Raw genomic sequence first — 18,077 nt, 5'->3', positions numbered from 1 at the left:
GAGACAATCCCTATGCCGTGGGGATACAGTATTCCTATGAAGAAGATTTCCCTCTATGCCGCAAGTGCTGCGTTGATCGTGGCGTCCCTTTCCATGCCAGTGGCCAACGCTGAGCTAACCCAGACTGAGCGGGACCAATTCCGCACAGATCCCGTCGGGGCGATTGCCTGGCAGGCTATCAAGGGCTCCTCGGAATACGTGCGCGCCGATGGCAACATCATGATGGCCGCGTCTTTCTTCTCCATGACGAGGCCGGGGCAGGACATCGGCCTGCCTGCGCTGCAGAACTGCGCTGAGCGTGTGGGCTCGTCCTCCCCGGAGGGCGGCGTGCGCTACGTGGCGGCCGCACTGTGTGCAACCTTTGACCCGAACGCTCGTGGCGAAGTGCAACGCGGCGACTTTGGCTACGCGCCACTGCGCTAAGCGCGCAGCGTTATAGCGCGCTACGTCAGGTAGCGCGCGGCATTCTTAAGGAGGATTGATGCGCAAGCACGTCGTGGTTATGGGAGTCTCGAGCTGTGGCAAGTCTACGGTCGGGGAGTTGCTAGCACAACGCACTGGCCTGCCCTTTCGGGATGGGGACGATATGCACCCGGCGGCGAACATCGAGAAAATGGCCTCTGGTCAGGCGCTCAATGACCTCGACCGGCAACCCTGGCTCGAGTCGATCGGGCGCTTCCTTGCGGAGCACGAGAATGGAGCCATCGTCGGTTGCTCTGCGCTCAAGCATTCTTACCGCGAGATCATTCGCGCCGCAGCGCCGGATACAGTTTTTGTGCATTTGCACGGATCTTACGAGTTGCTCAAGGAGCGCATGAGCCATCGCGTTGGGCACTTCATGCCAGTGTCCTTGCTTGATTCGCAATTCGAAACGCTGGAGGAACTGCGGCCAGAGGAAGCAGGGCTGGTGCTGGATGTCAGCGCCGCGCCGGAGGACCTTTCTGCCGCAGCGGCACAATACCTCCAGAGCTAGCTGTAGCTGCGACACTGTCCCGCATGATGTTGAGGCATCGCGGGGCCGCCCTTCGCGCTCACACAACTCCACCCCGCCCTTCGCGCTCACCGAGAGTGTCCGGAGGCTGCCGCGCGGGTTGCCGGTGAGCGCGAAGGGAGGTGTCCGCCAGGGGACCTGCTCTGATCTGACTTGAGTCACATTAGTGCCGAACACAACTACCCAGACGCTGAACCCGCAGACTGCATTGTCAAGGGTGGCTGGGTCTTCGGCACTTGATAGTGAGTTAAGTCGGGCTCGTGCTACGTGCCCGCACCCTTCGCGCTCACCGTGAGCGTCAGGAGGCTGCCCCGCGGGCTGCCGGTGAGCGCGAAGGGAGGTGAGCGCGAAGGGAGGTGAGCGCGAAGGGAGGTGAGCGCGAAGGGAGGTGAGCGCGAAGGGAGGTGAGCGCGAAGGGAGGTGAGCGCGAAGGGAGGTGAGCGCGAAGGGAGGTGAGCGCGAAGGGAGGTGAGCGCGCTAACTACACCGGATTAAGAAGGACTACAGCAAGGCGGCGGCGCCGTAGAAGATGAGGACAATGCCGAAGCCGATTGAGGAAATCAGCGCCTGGTTTACCGTCCAAGTCCGCAGAGTGGTCGATACGTCCATGCCCATGAGCCGGCCGACAAGCCAGAAGCCCGAGTCATTGACGTGGCTGCCAAAGACGGAACCAGCTGCGGTGGCAAGAGTGATGAGGACCAGCTGAATTTCGCTGAAACCGCCGGCCTCCACGGCAGGCACCATGAGCGCCGCGGCGGTGGTGAGGGCAACGGTGGCTGAGCCCTGCGCCAGGCGCAGGGCCACCGCAATGAGATAGCAGGCCAGGATGACCGGGATACCGAGGCCGGACATAGAATCCGCCAGCGCATCACCGATACCGCTAGTGCGCAGCACCCCACCAAACATGCCGCCGGCGCCGGTAATGAGGATGACGGAACAAATGGGGCCGAGCGCAGACTCCACTGTCTTTTCAATTGCGCTCTTGCCCTCGCCGCGGCGCAGACCCAGCACGGTCATCGCCACCAGAGTGGTAATCAGCAGTGCGATCGGGGTCTGGCCCAAGAAGATAAAGAAGCGCACCCACGTAGCAGAAGGATCGACAGCACCAGCCGTGCCCAGAGTGGTCAACCCGGTATTGCCAAAGATAAGCACCATCGGGATGAGCAGAACACTGATAACTGAGGCAGGGGAGGCCGGGCGATCCGGCAGTTCGGCATCGCTGACAAGCGCACCGGTCACCGTTTCTTCAAGACGGAAAGGGTATTTCTTTCCTAGGTGGAGACCGAAGCGGTAGCCGGAGAGATACCACGTGGGCAGTGCAACGAGGAGACCGAAGATGAGGATGAGGCCGATATCTGCGCTGAAGAACCCACCGGCCGCCACAGGCCCCGGGTGCGGCGGCACGAAGACGTGCATAACGGAGAAAGCGCCGGCGGCGGGGATGCCGTAGGCCAAGACTGGGCCATCCAGGCGCCTGGCGACGGCAAAGATAACCGGCAGCATTACCATGAGACCCGCGTCGAAGAAGATGGGGAAGCCCATGATGAGGGAGGCTACGCCCAGCGCTAGGGGTGCTTTGTTTTCGCCGAAGAGTTTCACGAGGGCGTCGGCAAGCGTTTTGGCTCCACCGGAGGTCTCTGCCAAGCGCCCGATCATGGCGCCCAAGCCCACCAGCAAAGCCACAGAACCCAAGGTCGAGCCGAAGCCACTCGTCATGGTGGGAACCACGCCGTCCAGCGGGATGCCAGCGGCGAGGGCAGTCAATGCGGAGACAGTGACGAGGGTGACGAAGGCGTGCACCTTGAAGTGGATGACGAGGATGAGGATGACGGCGATGGCCGCCACCGCAATTCCTAACAGTGGTCCGGTGCCCAATGTGGGCTCCCAAGTATCCATAACATTCATAAGCACTGACTTTAGTTCGACAGCGTGCGGTGTTCTAGAAGTTCACTGGTGGGGAACCTCACGAGAGGAGGGGGTGACGAGGGGTGCGTCGGCAAGCTCAGCGGACGCGCTACTCCACCCCGAGTACTGGGCCCACCGTGGCCCACGTGATGGCCAGCTCACGACGGAACAGGCCCCATGTGTGCCGTCCTGCCGGAAGCTCGTAGTAGTCAAGGTCGACGCCGGCGGCGGTGGCTTGCTTGGCGTAGTGGGCACTGCACCAATAGTCCAACCTTTCGTTGAGACCCAGTGCGGGTAGCGGTGAGTCCTCAATATCGACGTCAAAGTCTGCCGGACCACCGCGGGAGGCGATGACAAAGGACTTCCGGCCCTTTTGCTGATCGAGGTTGAGAACCGGTGAGTGCTGTGCCCAAGCCGGATCCCACGGCGCGCCGAAGGAGCGAGCCGGGTCCGTGCCGTAGTACGCCGCGCTGACCCACGCGAATCCCTGCGCGAGAACACCCGTGGTCGAGGGGCAGCCGGAAAAGGAACCAGCTACTTTGAACCGCGGATCAAAGGTGGCCAATTCCAATGCCGGGCCACCAGAGTTGCTGAGGCCGGCGATGCCGTCACGGCCGGTGCCATGAAACTCAGCGTCGATGAGCTGGGGGAGCTCTTTGGTCAGGTAGGTGGCCCACTTGTATTTTCCGTGGGTGTCGTGAGGCTGAGCCCAATCCGACATCATCGAGCCATAAGCACCGCGTGGCGATACGACGTTTACGTGCTTGTCGCGGAAGAACTCGGCGGCGCCGCCTCCATCCCACCACAGTGCGTCCTCACCGCCGCCCGCGCCACCGAGCAGGTAATAGGTCGGGCGGGGCTGTGTATTCTCCACTCCTCCCGGCGGGAGAATGATGTCATTGGTGATGACACGGTCCATGGCCGGTGAATAGGCCTTAAGTTCCCACACGTTGTCGTGGATTTGCCGTAGTTCGCGCAGCTGTGCCGGTGCTGTGGTTGCTGGCGGGCGAGTGGCTTCCGGTGGCACGACGGGAATTCTTAATTGCTGAAGCACGTGTCCCCATGTGGCGAAGACGTTCTCGCTGAAGAGGACTGGCGCCAACGGGCCCAACGCGATGGGATCGAACGCAGAGGCGTACTGATCGATATTGGCGATATCGCTGCTCATCGTATCTGGTGCCTGTGCATGTGCCGGTTGCACGTGGGTGGGGGAGAGGATCAACCCCACCGCAAGGAGGCCCGCTAGTGCGGTGCGAGTAAAATGCATTTGTTCACAATAGCCAATGTAGGTTGCACAGCGAAAATAGTATGTGCGTTGCGGTTCTTGACGCTAAGAGCTCGGTGGCGTTTTAAGAGGGAGCCATAAACAGAAAGCAACCCCGACCGTGCGGTCGGGGTTGCTCACTCTCTCATTACCGGACTAAGCGCCGGCGGGCTGCACACTCTCTGCTGCAGGGTGAGGCTGAGGAAGGGGCTGTTTTAGAACAGGCCCTCAGCCTTCTTGCCGGTGTCCTTCACGGTGATCTCGCGGGAGTCAACGTTCTGGTCGTTGTCGCTGGAGTCGTCACCCTTCAGGCGGGAAATCTGGGTGACCTCGATGTAGTTCTTGATGCGGCCTTCCTTGGTGTTGCCGTCGCCGAAGTCCAGGTTGGCAACGCGAGCGGAATCGCCAGCGTTAATCGGGTTGGCCAGGGTGACCTCGAAGGAACGGGTGGAGGTCTTCTCGTTGAAGCCCAGGTCACGGATGTGAGCACCGTTGGAGGAACGCGGGGTGATGAGGCGGTCAACGCCCTTCGGGCCCTCAGCGGTCTTCACGTCAACGCGGTACTGAACAGCCGGGAAGTCGCCGTAGTAGCGCTCGGTACCGACGTTCTCCAGGCGGAGAGCAACGGTGCCGGCGAAACCAGCGTGCTTAGCGCCAGAGGTGGTCAGAACCGGCTTGAGATCGAGCTTCTTCTGAGCCTCGGTAGCCTCGCCCTTGTCAACCTTGTCCTGAAGCTTCTTGTCAGCTTCCTCTTCCTTCTTGCCCTCGGCCTCGGAGACAACCTTCTCCTTCGGAGCAACCTCGTTGTCCTTCAGAACCTCTGCGTCAGCCTCCGGGGACTTCTCCTCCTCAACAACCTTCGGGTCGTTGACGTCGGTGGTGTTCTGAGCGTTCTTGTTCGGAGCGTAGGAGTCAGCGATGTCGTCGTAGAGCTTGACGCGAACTTCGTTCTTCATCGGCTGCATAGCGGACCAGAAGGTCGGGGTGGACCAGGTGCCGTTCGGCTTGCAGTACTGCTGGGTACCGGTCATGTTCAGAACGCGGAAGCCGTAGGTAGCCTCACCGGTGTGGTTCGGCGGAACGTCGTACGGGCCGATGGACTGGCCAGCCTCCCAGGACAGGGAGTAGGAAGCGGAAGCGCCGAGCTTGGTGGCAATCTGGTGGGAGACGCCGAAGGAGCCCTCAGCGCCCTTGCCGGAGCCCTTGCCGCCCATGTTCATGGAGGTGGTCTCGGTGCGGTCACCGTTGACGGACAGGGTGATGGACTGGGACTTGGACAGGTCCTGCTGCAGCGGGATGTCCTTCTTGGTCTGGTTGGTGGTGGAGATGGTGCCAGCCGGCATGAAGTTGTCGGTCACCTTGTAGACCACGGTGCGGTGGTCCTCCCACGGGTTACATACCGGACGCGGGTTGAGGACGTTGGCCTTCATGTGGTCGGAACCGTGGGAAGTGTGAACGATGGGGAGCTTGGCGTTGACAGCCGGGGTCTCCGGGTAGGACTCGGTGTGGGTTGCTGCGGATGCAGCCGGTGCGATGAGGGCGGTGCCTGCAATCGCGAGGCCGGCCACGAGGCCAGCGGTACGACGACGCATGGTCATGATTGTTCTCCTGGATGAAAATGCTTGAAAATGTTTGGGGCAATGTGGTGACGCACTGTGGTTGCGCTGTGCTGCGCTGTATCGCTCAGTGCGTGACGTGAAGCCACTCTAAGGGGACTTTCAGGATCCCGCATCCTGAGGATTGTTAATATTTTTGGGATGAAAAGCAAATTTCGATAGGGTGACACGCAGGTGAACAATTGACTAAGAAAATTGCGTTTACCTTGGTCTTGTTATCTAGACCGTATTCTGGGAAAACGTCTTCTTGACCGTTCGGACATCAACTAAAGTTTGACCCATTCAGGGGGTAAAAATCGTTCAACAAGAGCGGCTAGGAAGTTACTTTTCGTGTCGCAAGGTGCAAGCAAAATTGTAGAATTTGACGCTCTCTGCTTAAAACATGCTGAAGTTAACGGCGTCTAGTCCTCTTCGATTTCCGGATCCTCAGCGCGCGCTTGCTCAAAAACCTCAGCTGCTGCGCGCAGGTTGATAGCGCCAATGAGAATCCCCACCACGATGTCCGGCCAGGGACTTACCCACACCATCATGAGAAGACCCGCGCCGATGATGAGGATGTTGGCGGCCACGTCATTGCGGGCCGCGAGCCACGCGCCGCGCGTCAGGGCACCTCCATGGCGTAGCTGGATGAGCAATACCGCGCACACGAGGTTGATGATCATGGCCGCGATGGCGGTGCCCGACAAAGCAAGCGGCTCGGGCACGGCGCCGTTGATGATTTTCCATATCGCCATGCCAAACGACGCCAACGCAGGAATCAGAATCAGTCCTGCAAGGCCATAGCTCGCTTTTCGACGTCCCTCCATCGACCACCTCAATGCCGCGAGCACGAGCGCGTTGATGAGAAAGTCTTCGAGGAAGTCAGCTGCGTCAGCAAACAGCGACGCTGAGCCGATAATGCAGGCGATGATGAACTCGCCAAAGAAGCCGATGAGGTTTAGTGCTGCAACCCACGCGACGATGCGGCGGGCGCGCTGATCCAAGGTGGACGAAGAGAGCTCTTGAGACACAGCTCTCGAGCCTACTTGGCCAGCCCGCGCGACCTAACGGTGGCCCCTCGATCTAGTCCGCCTTCGCAGGTGGCGCTGCGCGAAAGAGGCAGAGAAGCGTCAGCGCCGCGCCTTTGGGTTGGGTGACGTCGAGGCAGGTGGCGGTAGTCACGTGGTGGAGGCGGTTGATAACCGTGTTGCGGTGGCAGTGGAGGGCCTCGGCGGTGTCTTTGATGGAGCCGGTGTCGAGGTAGGTCGTGAGGGTGTCGTAGACCGGAGGGTTGGTGCTGCGCAGTGTCGCGATGGCTTCCGTGACCTGGGTGACAGGGCTTCCCTCGAAGCTGGCGATGGCATCGCCGGCCACGGCCCAGAGGAGATCGGATGCGTCGATGAGTCGGGGGAGTGTGCCGGCAGCGGCGAAGAGGCGTGGGGCTTGGCGGGCGGCGGCGCGGACGCCGCCCAGGCCCTGCACGGAGGGGAAGCGTACGCCGGGGATTGCTGCAAGCTCGTTGCGGTTTTCCGTGGCCCCTGCGGGTGTTTCCGCAGTCCAAAAGGCCACGAACATGCCGCGTGTGCCGTGGCCAAAGGTGGTGCCGGAGGCGATGGGGGCGTCGAGAAGCGCGCGTAATTCCACCGCGGCGGTGGGGTGTGCGATGACGACGTGGAAGTGGGTATCTGCGTCCGTGTCGAGGGCGCGGGCGATCTCAGTGACGCCGAGTGGGTCAAGGTCGTCGGCGGCGAGAAGGCGCTCCAAGTGGCGCGCATGGGCCAAGCGCACGTCGTGCTGGCCGCGGGCCTCTTCCACGCGGTAGGCATCGCGCACCATGAGGTTGTACAACGTCACAACGGAATGTAGGTGGGCCACGTGTTCAATGAGGGTGGATTGATCCGTACCGGCGGCGGCGCGCAGGCGGGTCCAGAGGATGTCGAAGTCGAGCTGGATGGCGTCGATAAGCGAGGCCAACTCCACTCCCTGCCGTGCGCGCCGCCGGCCCAGATTCTGCGCGTGGGTACGCAATTCTGACTTGTCCATGGTGCCCACCAGCACTTCTGTGATTCGTGCGAAAACCTCGAAGGCTGTCAGCCGCAGCTCATCCTCGCTTACAAGCGAATCGCCATAGCGGCCAGTCGCGGTGAAAGCGGCAAGGAAGTCCTCCACCAAACGGGGGATATCGCTATGAACCTCCGTGACAATCTCACGCCACCGCTCCTCGTGCATATGCACAACCTTACACCGCTGGGGATAGGACAACGCCCTGCCCTTGCGGCATGCGTCACGGCGCACATTAATATGTGGTGAACAGCACAAGGAGGTCTCATGATTACGCTCATCGATAACGCCCACATTCTTACCCAGGACCCAGCCCGCCCAGTGGCGAGTGCCGTGGCTTTTGCTCACGGCCGAATCCTCGCGCTGGATGATGCTGCACGCGCCCTCCCCGCGGATACGACGTGGGATGCCGGCGGGCGAACCCTGACCCCGGGATTTAATGATGCGCACTCGCACACCGTGTGGTTTGGGCAAACACTGCTCGAAGTAGACCTCTCCCAGGCCGCCACCCCTGACGACGTCTACTCTGCCCTCACCAGCGCCGAGCCCAACCCGGATGGCTGGATCATTGCCTCTGGGTTTAGGCCGTCGGGGCTGGATACTCCGGTAACCATTGCGGGGCTGGACCGCGCCACGGACGGCAAGCCGTTGCTCATCAAACACAACTCTGGACATGCCTACACTGTTAATACTGCAGCCTTGCGCGCAGCGGGCATTGACCCGGCCGACCCGCCAGAGGTGGAGGGCGGTGAGTTTGTCCGCGATGAAGAAGGAAACTGCACCGGACTCGTCGATGAAAACGCCATGCGGCTCATCCAGAACGTCACACTTCCGGAATCGGGCGAGGAGATTGCGCGCGCCTTGGAGCTGGCCACGCGCCGCTACCTTGAGCGCGGGCTTACCTCAGTGACAGATGCGGGCGTGGCCGGCGGCTGGATCGGACATAGCCCCCGTGAAATCGCGGCCTACCAGAACGCCACGCTGCATACGCGCATGCAGATCATGGTGACCATGGATGTCCTCCACAAGATTGAGGGCCATGAATCGGATGGGCCCGGATGGGGACTCGATGGTGGTTTACGCACCGGCTTTGGTGATGAATGGCTACAGATTGGCCCTGTCAAGATGTTCAGTGATGGCTCCATCCTCGGCACCACCGCTGCGCTGACGGAAGAGTATGCCTGCTGCCAGCACCACGGCTACTTCCAGGGAGATCCTGAGCAGATGCGCGAGCGCGCCCTCAAGGCTGCGGCTTCTGGCTGGTCCCTGGCGATTCATGCCATCGGGGATGCGGCCGTGGACTTTGCGATTGAGACCCTAGAGATGGCCGTGGAGAAAAATGGCATTCCGGCTATGCCGCACCGCATTGAGCACGGCGGTATTGTGCGCCCAGATCAGATTGAGCGCCTGCGCGGCCAACCCATCGTGGTGGTGCCGCAGCCGCTGTTTATCTCGACATTTGGTGATGCGATGGCAAAGGCGCTGGGACCGAAACGCGCGGCATGGAGCTATCCGGGCAAGCGGCTTCTCGCCGCCGACCTCATCCTCCCCGGCAGCTCCGATCAACCCGTGGCTCCCGGCGTGCCGCTCGACGTTATGAAAGCAGCCATCGAACGCCGCACTGAGACGGGCCAGGACTTTGGTCCTGCCGACCGGCTTACGCCTGCGGAAGCGCTCTATGCCTACACCGCCGGTTCCGCTGCAGCAACAGGCTGGGCAGGCCGAAAAGGCCAGGTTATTCCAGGACAGCTTGCGGATTTTGTGCTGCTGTCCGCCGACCCACTGACGACTGATCTATCCACCATCGACGTGGCCGCCACCATCGTGGGCGGCGAGCTGCGCTACGGAAGCTTCTAAGGAGAAAAGCGATGCGAGCAACCACTGATGAACAGTTTCTAGCCGATTTCCAGGCCATGTCCGCCAACGGTGCTACCCCCGGTGGCGGCGTGGAGCGCCAGGCCGCCAGCGAGGGCGACAACCTCAACCGTGCCTGGTTCCACGAGGTCCTCGAATCTCTCGGCGCGCGCGTGATCTACGACGAGATTGGCAACCAATACGGGCTCTTCGAACTCAACTCCGGCGCTGAGTTTGTCGGCTTAGGCTCGCACCTGGATTCCCAGCCTTTGGCCGGCCGCTTCGACGGCGCCTATGGTGTGCTTGCGGCAGCGCATGCAGCAGGCCGCGTGGCCCAGTCGGGTGTGGACGCGCGCTACAACCTTGCGGTCATCAACTGGTTCAATGAGGAAGGCTCACGCTTCGCGCCGTCCATGATGGGCAGTTCTGTTTTCACCGGAACGCTCGCGCTTGCCGACGCCCACTCAGTCACCGACCTCGCCGGCGTCACCGTCGCCGAAGCGCAGGAGGCCGCAGGCTGGGCTCCGCGCGGCGAGGCGCCCACTCTGGCCTCCTATGCGGAGATCCATGTCGAGCAAGGCAAAGAATTAGAAGCCAACGGCAACACCATCGGATTGGTCACTGCCACGTGGGGAGCAAAGAAGTTCCAAGCGGTGGTCTCCGGCGAACAAGGCCATACCGGCTCTACCCTCATGGCTGATAGGAAAGACGCCCTTTTTGGTGCTTCCCTCATTATCGCGGAGGTGGAGCGTCTTACCCACGAATTCCCGGAGGGTCAGTTGCAGGCTTCGGTCTCCCAGCTCACACTGGAACCGAACTCACCGGTAACCATTGCCCGCGAGGTGCGCTTTAACATCGACGTGCGCTCACCCTCCACGGAGGTGCTCGATGCTGCCTTCGAGCGCTTGCAAGAGATCATTTCTGCTGCGGAGCAAGAATCCCGCACTTCGGTAGAGCTGACCCCGACCCACGAGTGGGCTCTGAACCCTTACCCGGCCGATGGTGTGGCGCTGGCGCGTGACGTTGTTGAAGAGCGTGGCTACCCCTACCAGGAGATCTATACGGTGGCCGGCCATGACTCGACCAACCTTAAGGAGATGGTGCCAACGGTGATGCTTTTCATCCCGTCTGTTGACGGCATCTCTCATAATGAGAAGGAGTTCACCACTGAGGCCGACTGCCTAGCGGGCCTCGACGTGTTTACTCATGTGGCGCAGCGCCTGGTCACCACCGGGTGCGGGGAAGAGTAAGCCAACCGTAACGAGAGCTGGGAGAACTAATCGTCATCTTTCCAGTTCTCGTAACCGAAAGCGGTCAGCGCGATCTCAAAGCCGCGCTTCATCGCTTCCAGCTCTTCTTCACTGACCTCATAGGTGCGCAGACGCGCTGGGCCGGTGAGCGGCACGTGAAGCAGGAAGTGACGGCCCTCTTCGGTGATAGCGCACAGACGGCGGCGAAGGTCTGCGGGGTCATCGACAATAGAAATAAGGTCATCGCGCACCAACCGCTTCACCGCCTGGCCAATGGTGGCCGGCTGCCAACCCAACTCCTTACGCAGCTGCAAAATCGGGATGGGGCCCTTCTTATCGATGAGCCGGAGAAGATTGAGATGGGAACCGGAGATGCCGTATTCACGGCGTGCTTCCGCATCAAACCGCGCGCGGGCTCGCTCTAGCCTGCGCCATTCAGCAATAGTCTCCGAAACCTTTTCGTTATCAGCCACGCGACTAAGCGTATGAGTTGGAGGATGGTGGCCGCAACCGGATTTCCATAAGGAATTTCAATAGGCGCTCTATCTCGTAGAGGGTGTTTCCCTGACTCTCCGCTACCTCTCCGGCATAGTGACTACCGCACGATGGGGGTAGCCCACGAAATCTTTTCAGAATTTTTCGACGCGACATTGTCAGTCAGTGGTGCTAAACAAAAATGCCAGATAGCCACGAATTTTCTATGGTTCCACGCGCGTAGGTTGAGCATTCTTTCTTTTTCGCTCACGGGGGTATAAAGCGAAATTTCTACGAAGCGACAGATGAATGTGACTATCGTTAGCTTCGGTCAAATCTTGGCTCCCTAGTATTCGAATCCCTATAGGAGATACTCATGAAGATTTCGCGCACCCTTGCTGCAGCTGCCCTGTCCGGCGCCCTCGTTCTTGGTGGCACCACTGCGGCTTTCGCCGCAAACGACGGCGTTTCACTGGCTGACACCTTGGTCTACAACGGTGTGACCTACTACAAGAACTCTGAGGGAAACTACGTCCCTGCTGCTAATTCGGGTTTAACGGACAAGGCAGATAAGCCTGTCGGGACCATCTCAAAGGCGGATATGGAGAAATACGTCGAAAGCGGCGAGGCCAAGGCTCCTGAGTCTGCAGAGGGGGAGTCCGAGTCTGAGGAGACCTCCGAGGAGACCACCGAGTCGAAGGAAACCACCTCCGAGAAGACCACCGAGGCGAAGGCATCCGAGAGCGCTTCCGCTACTAAGTCCTCTGAGGCTTCTTCTTCTGCAAGCACCACCAAGTCTTCCGATGCTTCTTCGTCTGCAAGCACCACCAAGTCCTCTGAGGCTTCTTCGTCTGCAAGCACCACCAAGTCCTCTGAGCCCTCTGAGAGCGCTTCCGCAACCACTACTCCTTCTTCTTCCAAGTCTGCTGAGCCGACCCCGACTAATGAGCCAGGTGACAAGAAGAGCTCCGCTCGCGATGCTCTGTCCTCCAAGGACGGCAAGCCGACCCCGCTGGCTATCTTCGGCATCGTTGCCGGCGTTCTGGCCGCTGTAGCTGCTGCCTTCCCGGTAATCGCCAAGACCCTGAACCTGAACATCAAGCTCCCTTTCTAAAATAGGAAGCTCCTAGGTTCATAGGTTCCTAGGTTCCTGCGCCCCTGCCTCATTGAACTGAGGCGGGGGCTTTTGCTTTTGCCGATCTTGGGGCCCGACGTGAAGGGCGAAGGGTGGGTTGCCTGAAGCAAAACTTCAGCGCCCGGGCCGCACGCTAAGGGGGCCACGAGCGCTGAAGTCTCTCTATCTCTCTCTGTGTGCGTTCTCTCCAACGCACGAAACTCAGTATGCAACTTTTTTATTAAAAATGCTCGTTCGTGGCCGGGATGGGTAGAGCGTGTGAGCTGTGTGTTCCCTGCAAGTGAACGATTGTGCAGGTAAGGGCTATTGAGGCTGCGGGGCATAAGGATGGGGAGTTGTCCCCGGGGTTAGGAACGGGGGTAAGGCAGACCTAAGGTAATCTCGGGAGCCATGAGAATAGGAATCATCGGCGCTGGTATTTCCGGTCTTGCACTAGGGGCAGCCCTTCACCGCCACGGTATAGACGTGCAAATTTACGAACGTCACCCGCGAGTTCGCAGCGGCGGCGCCGGCATCACCCTCGCCCCGAACGGCCTAGCCGCTCTCGATGCTCTAGGTATTGGGGCGGGCTTCCGTGAACTCCAAGAAAACCAAGTCCCCTTACAGGGTGGATTGCGTAGGCCGCAGGGAAACTGGCTAACGAACATCCCGGCCGAGATTACCAAGGCCTCACTTGCGCTCGATCGATCCGAGCTCCACGCGCTGCTCTTAGAGGATATTCCCGGGGCGCGTATTCACACGTCCGCCGATTCCGTGCACGTTGACGCGGGCTCCGGCGTCGTCAGCTTCGCCGACGGCTCACAGGAACAGTTCGACGTGTTGATTGGGGCAGACGGGATCCGCAGCTCGGTACGCCGCAGCTGCTTCAACGACCCCGGAATCAGCTACGCAGGCTACAACGCGTGGCGGGCAATCAGCGAAGCCCCAGCTCTGAACGTTGGCTTCGAAACCTGGGGCGTGGGCGCTCGATTCGGAGCCGTCCCGCTTCACAACGGTCGCGTCTACTGGTTCGCTGTCCTCTCCGGGCCGGAAGCTCAGCCAAGCGAGACCGGCCTGAGCCAGTTGAGGGACGCCTTCGGTCAGTGGCATGAACCCATTCCTGCCTTGCTTCACTCGACGCCGGAGGAGTCGATCCAGTACCTGCCGATCCAGGAGTTGGCGTCTCCCCTGCCGAGTTACCACACCGGCAAGGTGGTGCTGGTGGGCGATGCGGCCCACGCAATGACCCCGAACCTCGGGCAGGGGGCATGCCAGGGTCTTGAGGATGCCGCAGTTCTTGCCGCGCTTCTTCAGAACGGCAATGTGGATTTCGGGGCTTACGACGAGCACCGTCTCCGCCGAAGCCAGAACATTGCGCGTCGATCCGGGCTCGTTGGGCGCACTGTTCACACCGGAGGTGCTCGGATAGCAGCAGCGCGCAATTGGGTGCTCCAACGTATGCCGGATGCAGCTACTAACCGACAAGTGCAGGCGGTTACCAGCTGGGAAATGCCCGCGTTGTAGAGCAATTGTAGGCTGAGCCAGGTTTAGAAGTCATCGATGATGAGCTTCTTCATCTGCATCATGTAGGCGAACGCGTCGGGTCGCAGCAGAAGCTCTTCCGCGGTGGCAAGGATCATTGCAGCGACTATCGACCATGTCATCGCCCAACGCGTGATACGCCGCTACTCCATCGCGCAGCCTCGCACTGATGCTGGGCGCACCATCTACACACTTGCGCTGAAACTGACCCAGAGCACCACCTCGGACGAAGCAGCAGTATGGGGGTGCACAACTGCACGAACTCTCCACGATCTACCGTTCCTGGATGGACGAGAAAACGACACAGATTTGGCCCTTAACCCGAAAACGTCGACGAGCCCCCAAGGAATAGGGGGCTCGTCGGCGTCTCTATCAAGTCCCTCCGTGTATCGGCTTAAGCCGCCCTCCGGAGGGGGAGGGGTTCTCTCTCTCGCATGCGCTCTCTCAAACGCACAACAATGAGTATGGCGGGCCGTGCTGGCATCGCCATGGACTCAGCCTGGCAATCGTCTGTGCGTCTTTTCTAGTCGAACTTTGCTGGGCGCTTCTCCAAGAAAGCCATGACACCTTCCTTGTGCCCGGCAGAGGCCATCTGAGCGTACTGCGTGGGCTCTTCCCACGTCAGCTGCTCGTCCAGCTGTCTTAGCGCAGTGCGGTTGATGGCCTCCTTAGCCTTGGTCAGAGCATCGCGCGGGGCAATGTGCAGGCGCTCTACTACCTTCAGTGCGGCTTCCAGGGCTTGACCTTGGGGCGCGCGCTTAGCGACGATCCCTGCGTCCGCAGCCTCCTCGACCCCCAGCTTGTCCTGCAGCAGGGACAGCGCGAGCGCGCGGTGGCGGCCCAGTGAGGCCAAAGCAGTGAGGCTGACACCGCCGTCGGGGATGAGGCCAATCTTGCCGAAAGGCAGCGTGAAATAGGATTCCTCGCCGGCCACGATGAGATCGCAGGCAAAGGCCAGCGAGGCGCCGGCGCCGGCGGCAGCGCCTTCGACGGCGGCGATGACGGGCACCTCAGCGGCCTGGATCTCAGAGATGAGGGCGTTGAGCTGCGGCAGCATCGTCGACTCAGCCGGGTTGGGGGTCTCGTCCGACTGCTGTGCTGCAGCCGCGGCCTGGGCCGCCGCCACGATGTCCGCGCCTGCACAGAAGGCAGTCTCATCACCGGTGATGATGAGGGCGCGGATGGAGGGGTCCTGTGAGGCGTCGGAAAGCGCGGCGGAGAGTGCTACGCAGTGTTCCTTGGCAATGGCATTGCGGCGCGAGGAGTTGTTGATCTGGGCAATGAGGGTAGAACCTTCACGGCGGGTCAGGATGGCTTCGGTCATGGGTTAGTCCTTAACAAGCGTGGTGAGAGAGGAGATGATGCGCTCGGCGTCGGCAGTGATGCGGGAGACGATGTCGGCACACGAGGCGACGTCGTGGATGAGGCCCTGTGAGGTGCCACAGGTCCACACGCCGGCATCTAGGTCACCGGTTTCGTAGACTGCGCGGCCGCGCTTGCCGGCGACGAGATGGCGGATATCGCCAAACTCTGCGCCCTGGGCCAGGCGCTCGGCTACCTCATCACTGACGGCGTTCTTAGCCACACGGGTGGAATTGCGCAGCTCGCGGAGAATGAGTTGGGTATCGAGCTCGGAGCGCTCCACGATGGCCTGCTTGACGTTCTCGTGCACAGGCGCTTCCGTGGAGGCAACGAAGCGGGTGCCCATGTTGATGCCCTCGGCGCCCAAGGCGAGCGCGGCAGCCAAACCGCGGCCATCAGCAAAGCCGCCGGAGGCGATGATGGGGATATCCAGCTGGTCTGCAGCCGCCGGAATGAGGACGAGGCCCGGGATGTCATCTTCGCCGGGGTGTCCGGCACATTCGAAGCCATCGATGCTGACGATGTCGACGCCGACCTTCTGGGCGCTGAGCGCATGGCGCACCGAGGTGCACTTGTGAATAACGGTGACGCCCGCGTCCTTGAAGGCTGGCATATGGTCCTTCGGATTATTGCCGGCGGTTTCGGCAATCTTTATACCTTCTTCAATGATGACGTCGCGGTATTCCGCGTAAGGCGGCGGAGTAATCGCCGGCAGCATGGTGAGGTTGACGCCGAAAGGTTTGTCGGTGAGTTCGCGGGCGCGGCGAATCTCCTGACGCAGATCTTCTGGGGTGGGCTGGGTCAGTGCGGTGATGACGCCGAGGCCGCCGGCATTGGATACTGCGGCGGCGAGCTCGGCGCGGCCGACCCACTGCATGCCGCCTTGGACGATAGGGTGTTCGATGCCGAGCATTTCAGTGACACGGGTAGAAATCAAGGCTAACTCCTTAGGTGAATGGTTATTCGGTATAATGGGCGCTCATGCGCTCTTTGAGGTCTTCGGGGAGGGGTACGGGGCGGCGCCGTGAGACGTCGATAAGCACCAGCGTCGCCGTGGCGAACACGCAGGACGTCCCGTCCTGGATGAGCTCGTGGGAGACCTGGTAGGACGTAGTGCCAATGCGCGAGACCCACACGCGCGCCTCGATGGAATCGGTGTAGGTGAGCTCGGCGTCATAGACCACCTCGAGGGAACGGACCACGTGAGCGTAGGTATCCGTGGAGAAAGGCCCGGTGAGATCCTTTGCGGCGCGAACGCGGGCTTCCTCGATGAGGGTGACCATTGTGGCGTTGTTGACGTGGGCATTCGCGTCCTGGTCGGACCACCTCAGGGCGAGGGTGACCGGTATGGCGTTGTCGGGGGCGCGCATTGATCCTCCTTGAAAGGTAAAGTGTTGCGTATCACTATACAGACGAATTGTGGTTCGTAACGCCGGTTTGGAGGAAAGCGTGATGACAACGGATCTGCTGGGCATTGAATCCCTGTTGACGGATGAGGAAAAGGCCACGCGCGATCGTGTCGCTGCACTGGTGGATGAGCACATCCGCCCGCACGTGGCGCAGTGGTACGAAGACGCCGTTCTGCCAGAATCCATCTTCCCAGTGCTCGCGGAGGCCGGACTGTTTGGTATGCACCTTAACGGCTATGGTTGCGCCGGGCGCTCCGCGGTGGAGTATGGGCTGGCCATGCAGGAATTGGAAGCCGGCGATTCGGGCCTGCGCACGGTGGTCTCCGTGCAGGGGTCGCTGGCGATGTCCGCCATTTATAAGCACGGCTCGGAAGCTCAAAAGCAGGAGTGGCTTCCCAGAATGGCCTCGGGCGACGTGATTGGTTGCTTTGGGCTAACGGAGCCGACCGCGGGTTCGGACCCGGCAGGTATGGCGACGGTGGCGCGCTACCGCTCAGGCGAGTGGGTACTCGATGGCGCCAAGCGCTGGATTGGCCTGGCGAGCGTGGCCAAAGTGGCCATCATCTGGGCCAAGGTTGCTGAGGAGGATGCTGCCGCTGCCGGCGTGGAGCCCGGCGTGCGCGGCTTTATCGTGCCGACGTCCATCCCTGGGTTTGCAGCGACTCCCATCACGAACAAGCTGTCCATGCGCGCGTCCATTCAGTGCGATATTGCGCTGGACGGTGTTGCACTGCCTGGCGACGCGCTGCTGCCCAAGCACTCGGGGCTGAAGGGGCCGTTCATGTGTCTCAACGAGGCGCGTTTCGGCATCAGCTTTGGTGCTTTGGGTGCAGCGCGCGACTCCTTGGAGGTGGCATTGAAGTACGCCAAGGAGCGCACGCAGTTTGACCGCTCCTTGGCGTCCTTCCAGCTCACGCAGAAGAAGCTCGTTGACATGGCAGTGGAGCTCAACAAGGGCCAGCTTCTCGCTCTTCAGCTTGGTCGCGCCAAGGACGCTGGCACGTTGGAGCCTTATCAGATTTCCGTGGGCAAGCTGGCCAATTGCCGCACGGCCATCGAGATTTGCCGTGAGGCCCGCACCATCCTCGGTGGCAACGGCATCACCACGGACTACTCGCCGCTGCGCCACGCCGCCAACTTGGAATCAGTGCGCACCTATGAGGGCACGGATGAGATCCACACACTCATCCTGGGCCGCGTGCTGACGGGGGAGCAGGCGTTTAGTTAAGTACGCATCCTGGATGTGAGTGTTCTGG

The 18,077-nt window shown here is 60.9% G+C and carries 16 protein-coding genes and 1 pseudogene; 8 read left to right on the top strand and 9 right to left on the bottom strand.

What is annotated here, in order from left to right:
• The first annotated feature begins 36 nt into the window (after positions 1–36).
• A complete protein-coding gene (locus I6J72_RS08135) occupies positions 37–423 on the top strand; it encodes a hypothetical protein (RefSeq protein WP_204098829.1) in 387 nt (128 codons plus the stop codon).
• A 58-nt stretch (positions 424–481) separates the two neighbouring features.
• Positions 482–973, top strand: a complete 492-nt coding sequence (locus I6J72_RS08130; RefSeq protein ID WP_204098828.1) for a gluconokinase — start codon at positions 482–484, stop codon at positions 971–973.
• Positions 974–1,492: 519 nt separating this feature from the next.
• On the opposite strand, the gene I6J72_RS08125 is transcribed toward I6J72_RS08130, so the two are convergent.
• The 5 genes from I6J72_RS08125 to I6J72_RS08105 all read right to left on the bottom strand — a co-directional run bounded on the left by I6J72_RS08125 (position 1,493) and on the right by I6J72_RS08105 (position 7,984).
• Positions 1,493–2,887 (bottom strand): GntP family permease, encoded by a 1,395-nt coding sequence (locus I6J72_RS08125; RefSeq protein WP_204100485.1) that lies wholly within the window; start codon positions 2,885–2,887, stop codon positions 1,493–1,495.
• Positions 2,888–3,005: 118 nt separating this feature from the next.
• Positions 3,006–4,163: an alpha/beta hydrolase family protein gene (locus I6J72_RS08120; RefSeq protein WP_204098827.1), complete on the bottom strand. Its 1,158-nt coding sequence runs from the start codon at positions 4,161–4,163 to the stop codon at positions 3,006–3,008.
• Positions 4,164–4,375: 212 nt separating this feature from the next.
• The gene (locus I6J72_RS08115) at positions 4,376–5,758 is read right to left on the bottom strand and encodes a hypothetical protein (protein ID WP_204098826.1); all 1,383 of its coding nucleotides are present in this window, start codon (positions 5,756–5,758) and stop codon (positions 4,376–4,378) included.
• A 419-nt stretch (positions 5,759–6,177) separates the two neighbouring features.
• Positions 6,178–6,786, bottom strand: coding sequence for a cation transporter (locus tag I6J72_RS08110; protein ID WP_204098825.1), 609 nt, complete (start codon positions 6,784–6,786; stop codon positions 6,178–6,180).
• A gap of 52 nt (positions 6,787–6,838) precedes the next feature.
• Positions 6,839–7,984, bottom strand: a complete 1,146-nt coding sequence (locus tag I6J72_RS08105; protein WP_204098824.1) for a helix-turn-helix domain-containing protein — start codon at positions 7,982–7,984, stop codon at positions 6,839–6,841.
• Between the two features lie 99 nt (positions 7,985–8,083).
• Between I6J72_RS08105 and I6J72_RS08100 the strand changes: the two genes are divergently transcribed.
• Positions 8,084–9,673, top strand: a complete 1,590-nt coding sequence (locus I6J72_RS08100; protein WP_204098823.1) for an amidohydrolase — start codon at positions 8,084–8,086, stop codon at positions 9,671–9,673.
• A gap of 11 nt (positions 9,674–9,684) precedes the next feature.
• Complete coding sequence (locus I6J72_RS08095; RefSeq protein ID WP_204098822.1) at positions 9,685–10,920, top strand: M20 family metallo-hydrolase; 1,236 nt, start codon at positions 9,685–9,687, stop codon at positions 10,918–10,920.
• Positions 10,921–10,946: 26 nt separating this feature from the next.
• Here I6J72_RS08095 and I6J72_RS08090 read toward each other — a convergent pair whose 3' ends face one another.
• Positions 10,947–11,393: a MarR family winged helix-turn-helix transcriptional regulator gene (locus I6J72_RS08090; RefSeq protein ID WP_204098821.1), complete on the bottom strand. Its 447-nt coding sequence runs from the start codon at positions 11,391–11,393 to the stop codon at positions 10,947–10,949.
• A 377-nt stretch (positions 11,394–11,770) separates the two neighbouring features.
• Here I6J72_RS08090 and I6J72_RS08085 point away from each other — a divergent pair, with 377 nt between their 5' ends.
• From I6J72_RS08085 to I6J72_RS08075, 3 genes and pseudogenes are all read left to right on the top strand, one after another.
• Positions 11,771–12,508 carry a hypothetical protein gene (locus I6J72_RS08085; RefSeq protein WP_204098820.1) on the top strand — a complete coding sequence of 246 codons (738 nt, stop codon included), beginning with the start codon at positions 11,771–11,773 and terminating at the stop codon, positions 12,506–12,508.
• Between the two features lie 411 nt (positions 12,509–12,919).
• Entirely contained in the window at positions 12,920–14,032 is a 1,113-nt protein-coding gene (locus I6J72_RS08080) for an FAD-dependent monooxygenase (RefSeq protein ID WP_204098819.1), read from the top strand.
• A 135-nt stretch (positions 14,033–14,167) separates the two neighbouring features.
• Positions 14,168–14,372 (top strand): annotated as a pseudogene (locus tag I6J72_RS08075) (IS256 family transposase); the annotation flags it as partial.
• A gap of 201 nt (positions 14,373–14,573) precedes the next feature.
• On the opposite strand, the gene I6J72_RS08070 reads toward I6J72_RS08075, so the two are convergent.
• From I6J72_RS08070 to I6J72_RS08060, 3 genes are read right to left on the bottom strand one after another with little or no spacing between them, the layout of a single operon-like run.
• Entirely contained in the window at positions 14,574–15,374 is an 801-nt protein-coding gene (locus I6J72_RS08070; RefSeq protein WP_204098818.1) for an enoyl-CoA hydratase-related protein, read from the bottom strand.
• A gap of 3 nt (positions 15,375–15,377) precedes the next feature.
• Positions 15,378–16,349 (bottom strand): nitronate monooxygenase family protein, encoded by a 972-nt coding sequence (locus I6J72_RS08065; RefSeq protein WP_204098817.1) that lies wholly within the window; start codon positions 16,347–16,349, stop codon positions 15,378–15,380.
• A 22-nt stretch (positions 16,350–16,371) separates the two neighbouring features.
• Entirely contained in the window at positions 16,372–16,782 is a 411-nt protein-coding gene (locus tag I6J72_RS08060) for a thioesterase family protein (protein ID WP_204098816.1), read from the bottom strand.
• A gap of 82 nt (positions 16,783–16,864) precedes the next feature.
• On the opposite strand from I6J72_RS08060, the gene I6J72_RS08055 reads away from it, so the two are divergent.
• Complete coding sequence (locus tag I6J72_RS08055; RefSeq protein WP_204098815.1) at positions 16,865–18,049, top strand: acyl-CoA dehydrogenase family protein; 1,185 nt, start codon at positions 16,865–16,867, stop codon at positions 18,047–18,049.
• The last annotated feature ends 28 nt before the right edge of the window (positions 18,050–18,077 follow it).

Source organism: Corynebacterium sp. FDAARGOS 1242 (genome assembly GCF_016889985.1).
Taxonomy (GTDB): domain Bacteria; phylum Actinomycetota; class Actinomycetes; order Mycobacteriales; family Mycobacteriaceae; genus Corynebacterium; species Corynebacterium minutissimum_B.
The sequence above is the reverse complement of the archived record's forward strand: the minus strand, read 5'-3'. Positions and strand labels throughout refer to the sequence as shown.

Coding starts and splice junctions, on each gene's coding strand:
- I6J72_RS08085 (WP_204098820.1), top strand. CDS start 11,771: ATGAAGATTTCGCGCACCCTTGCTGCAGCTGCCCTGTCCGGCGCCCTC.
- I6J72_RS08095 (WP_204098822.1), top strand. CDS start 9,685: ATGCGAGCAACCACTGATGAACAGTTTCTAGCCGATTTCCAGGCCATG.
- I6J72_RS08120 (WP_204098827.1), bottom strand. CDS start 4,163: ATGCATTTTACTCGCACCGCACTAGCGGGCCTCCTTGCGGTGGGGTTG.
- I6J72_RS08125 (WP_204100485.1), bottom strand. CDS start 2,887: ATGGATACTTGGGAGCCCACATTGGGCACCGGACCACTGTTAGGAATT.
- I6J72_RS08130 (WP_204098828.1), top strand. CDS start 482: ATGCGCAAGCACGTCGTGGTTATGGGAGTCTCGAGCTGTGGCAAGTCT.
- I6J72_RS08105 (WP_204098824.1), bottom strand. CDS start 7,984: ATGCACGAGGAGCGGTGGCGTGAGATTGTCACGGAGGTTCATAGCGAT.
- I6J72_RS08080 (WP_204098819.1), top strand. CDS start 12,920: ATGAGAATAGGAATCATCGGCGCTGGTATTTCCGGTCTTGCACTAGGG.
- I6J72_RS08060 (WP_204098816.1), bottom strand. CDS start 16,782: ATGCGCGCCCCCGACAACGCCATACCGGTCACCCTCGCCCTGAGGTGG.
- I6J72_RS08115 (WP_204098826.1), bottom strand. CDS start 5,758: ATGACCATGCGTCGTCGTACCGCTGGCCTCGTGGCCGGCCTCGCGATT.
- I6J72_RS08070 (WP_204098818.1), bottom strand. CDS start 15,374: ATGACCGAAGCCATCCTGACCCGCCGTGAAGGTTCTACCCTCATTGCC.
- I6J72_RS08100 (WP_204098823.1), top strand. CDS start 8,084: ATGATTACGCTCATCGATAACGCCCACATTCTTACCCAGGACCCAGCC.
- I6J72_RS08055 (WP_204098815.1), top strand. CDS start 16,865: ATGACAACGGATCTGCTGGGCATTGAATCCCTGTTGACGGATGAGGAA.
- I6J72_RS08135 (WP_204098829.1), top strand. CDS start 37: ATGAAGAAGATTTCCCTCTATGCCGCAAGTGCTGCGTTGATCGTGGCG.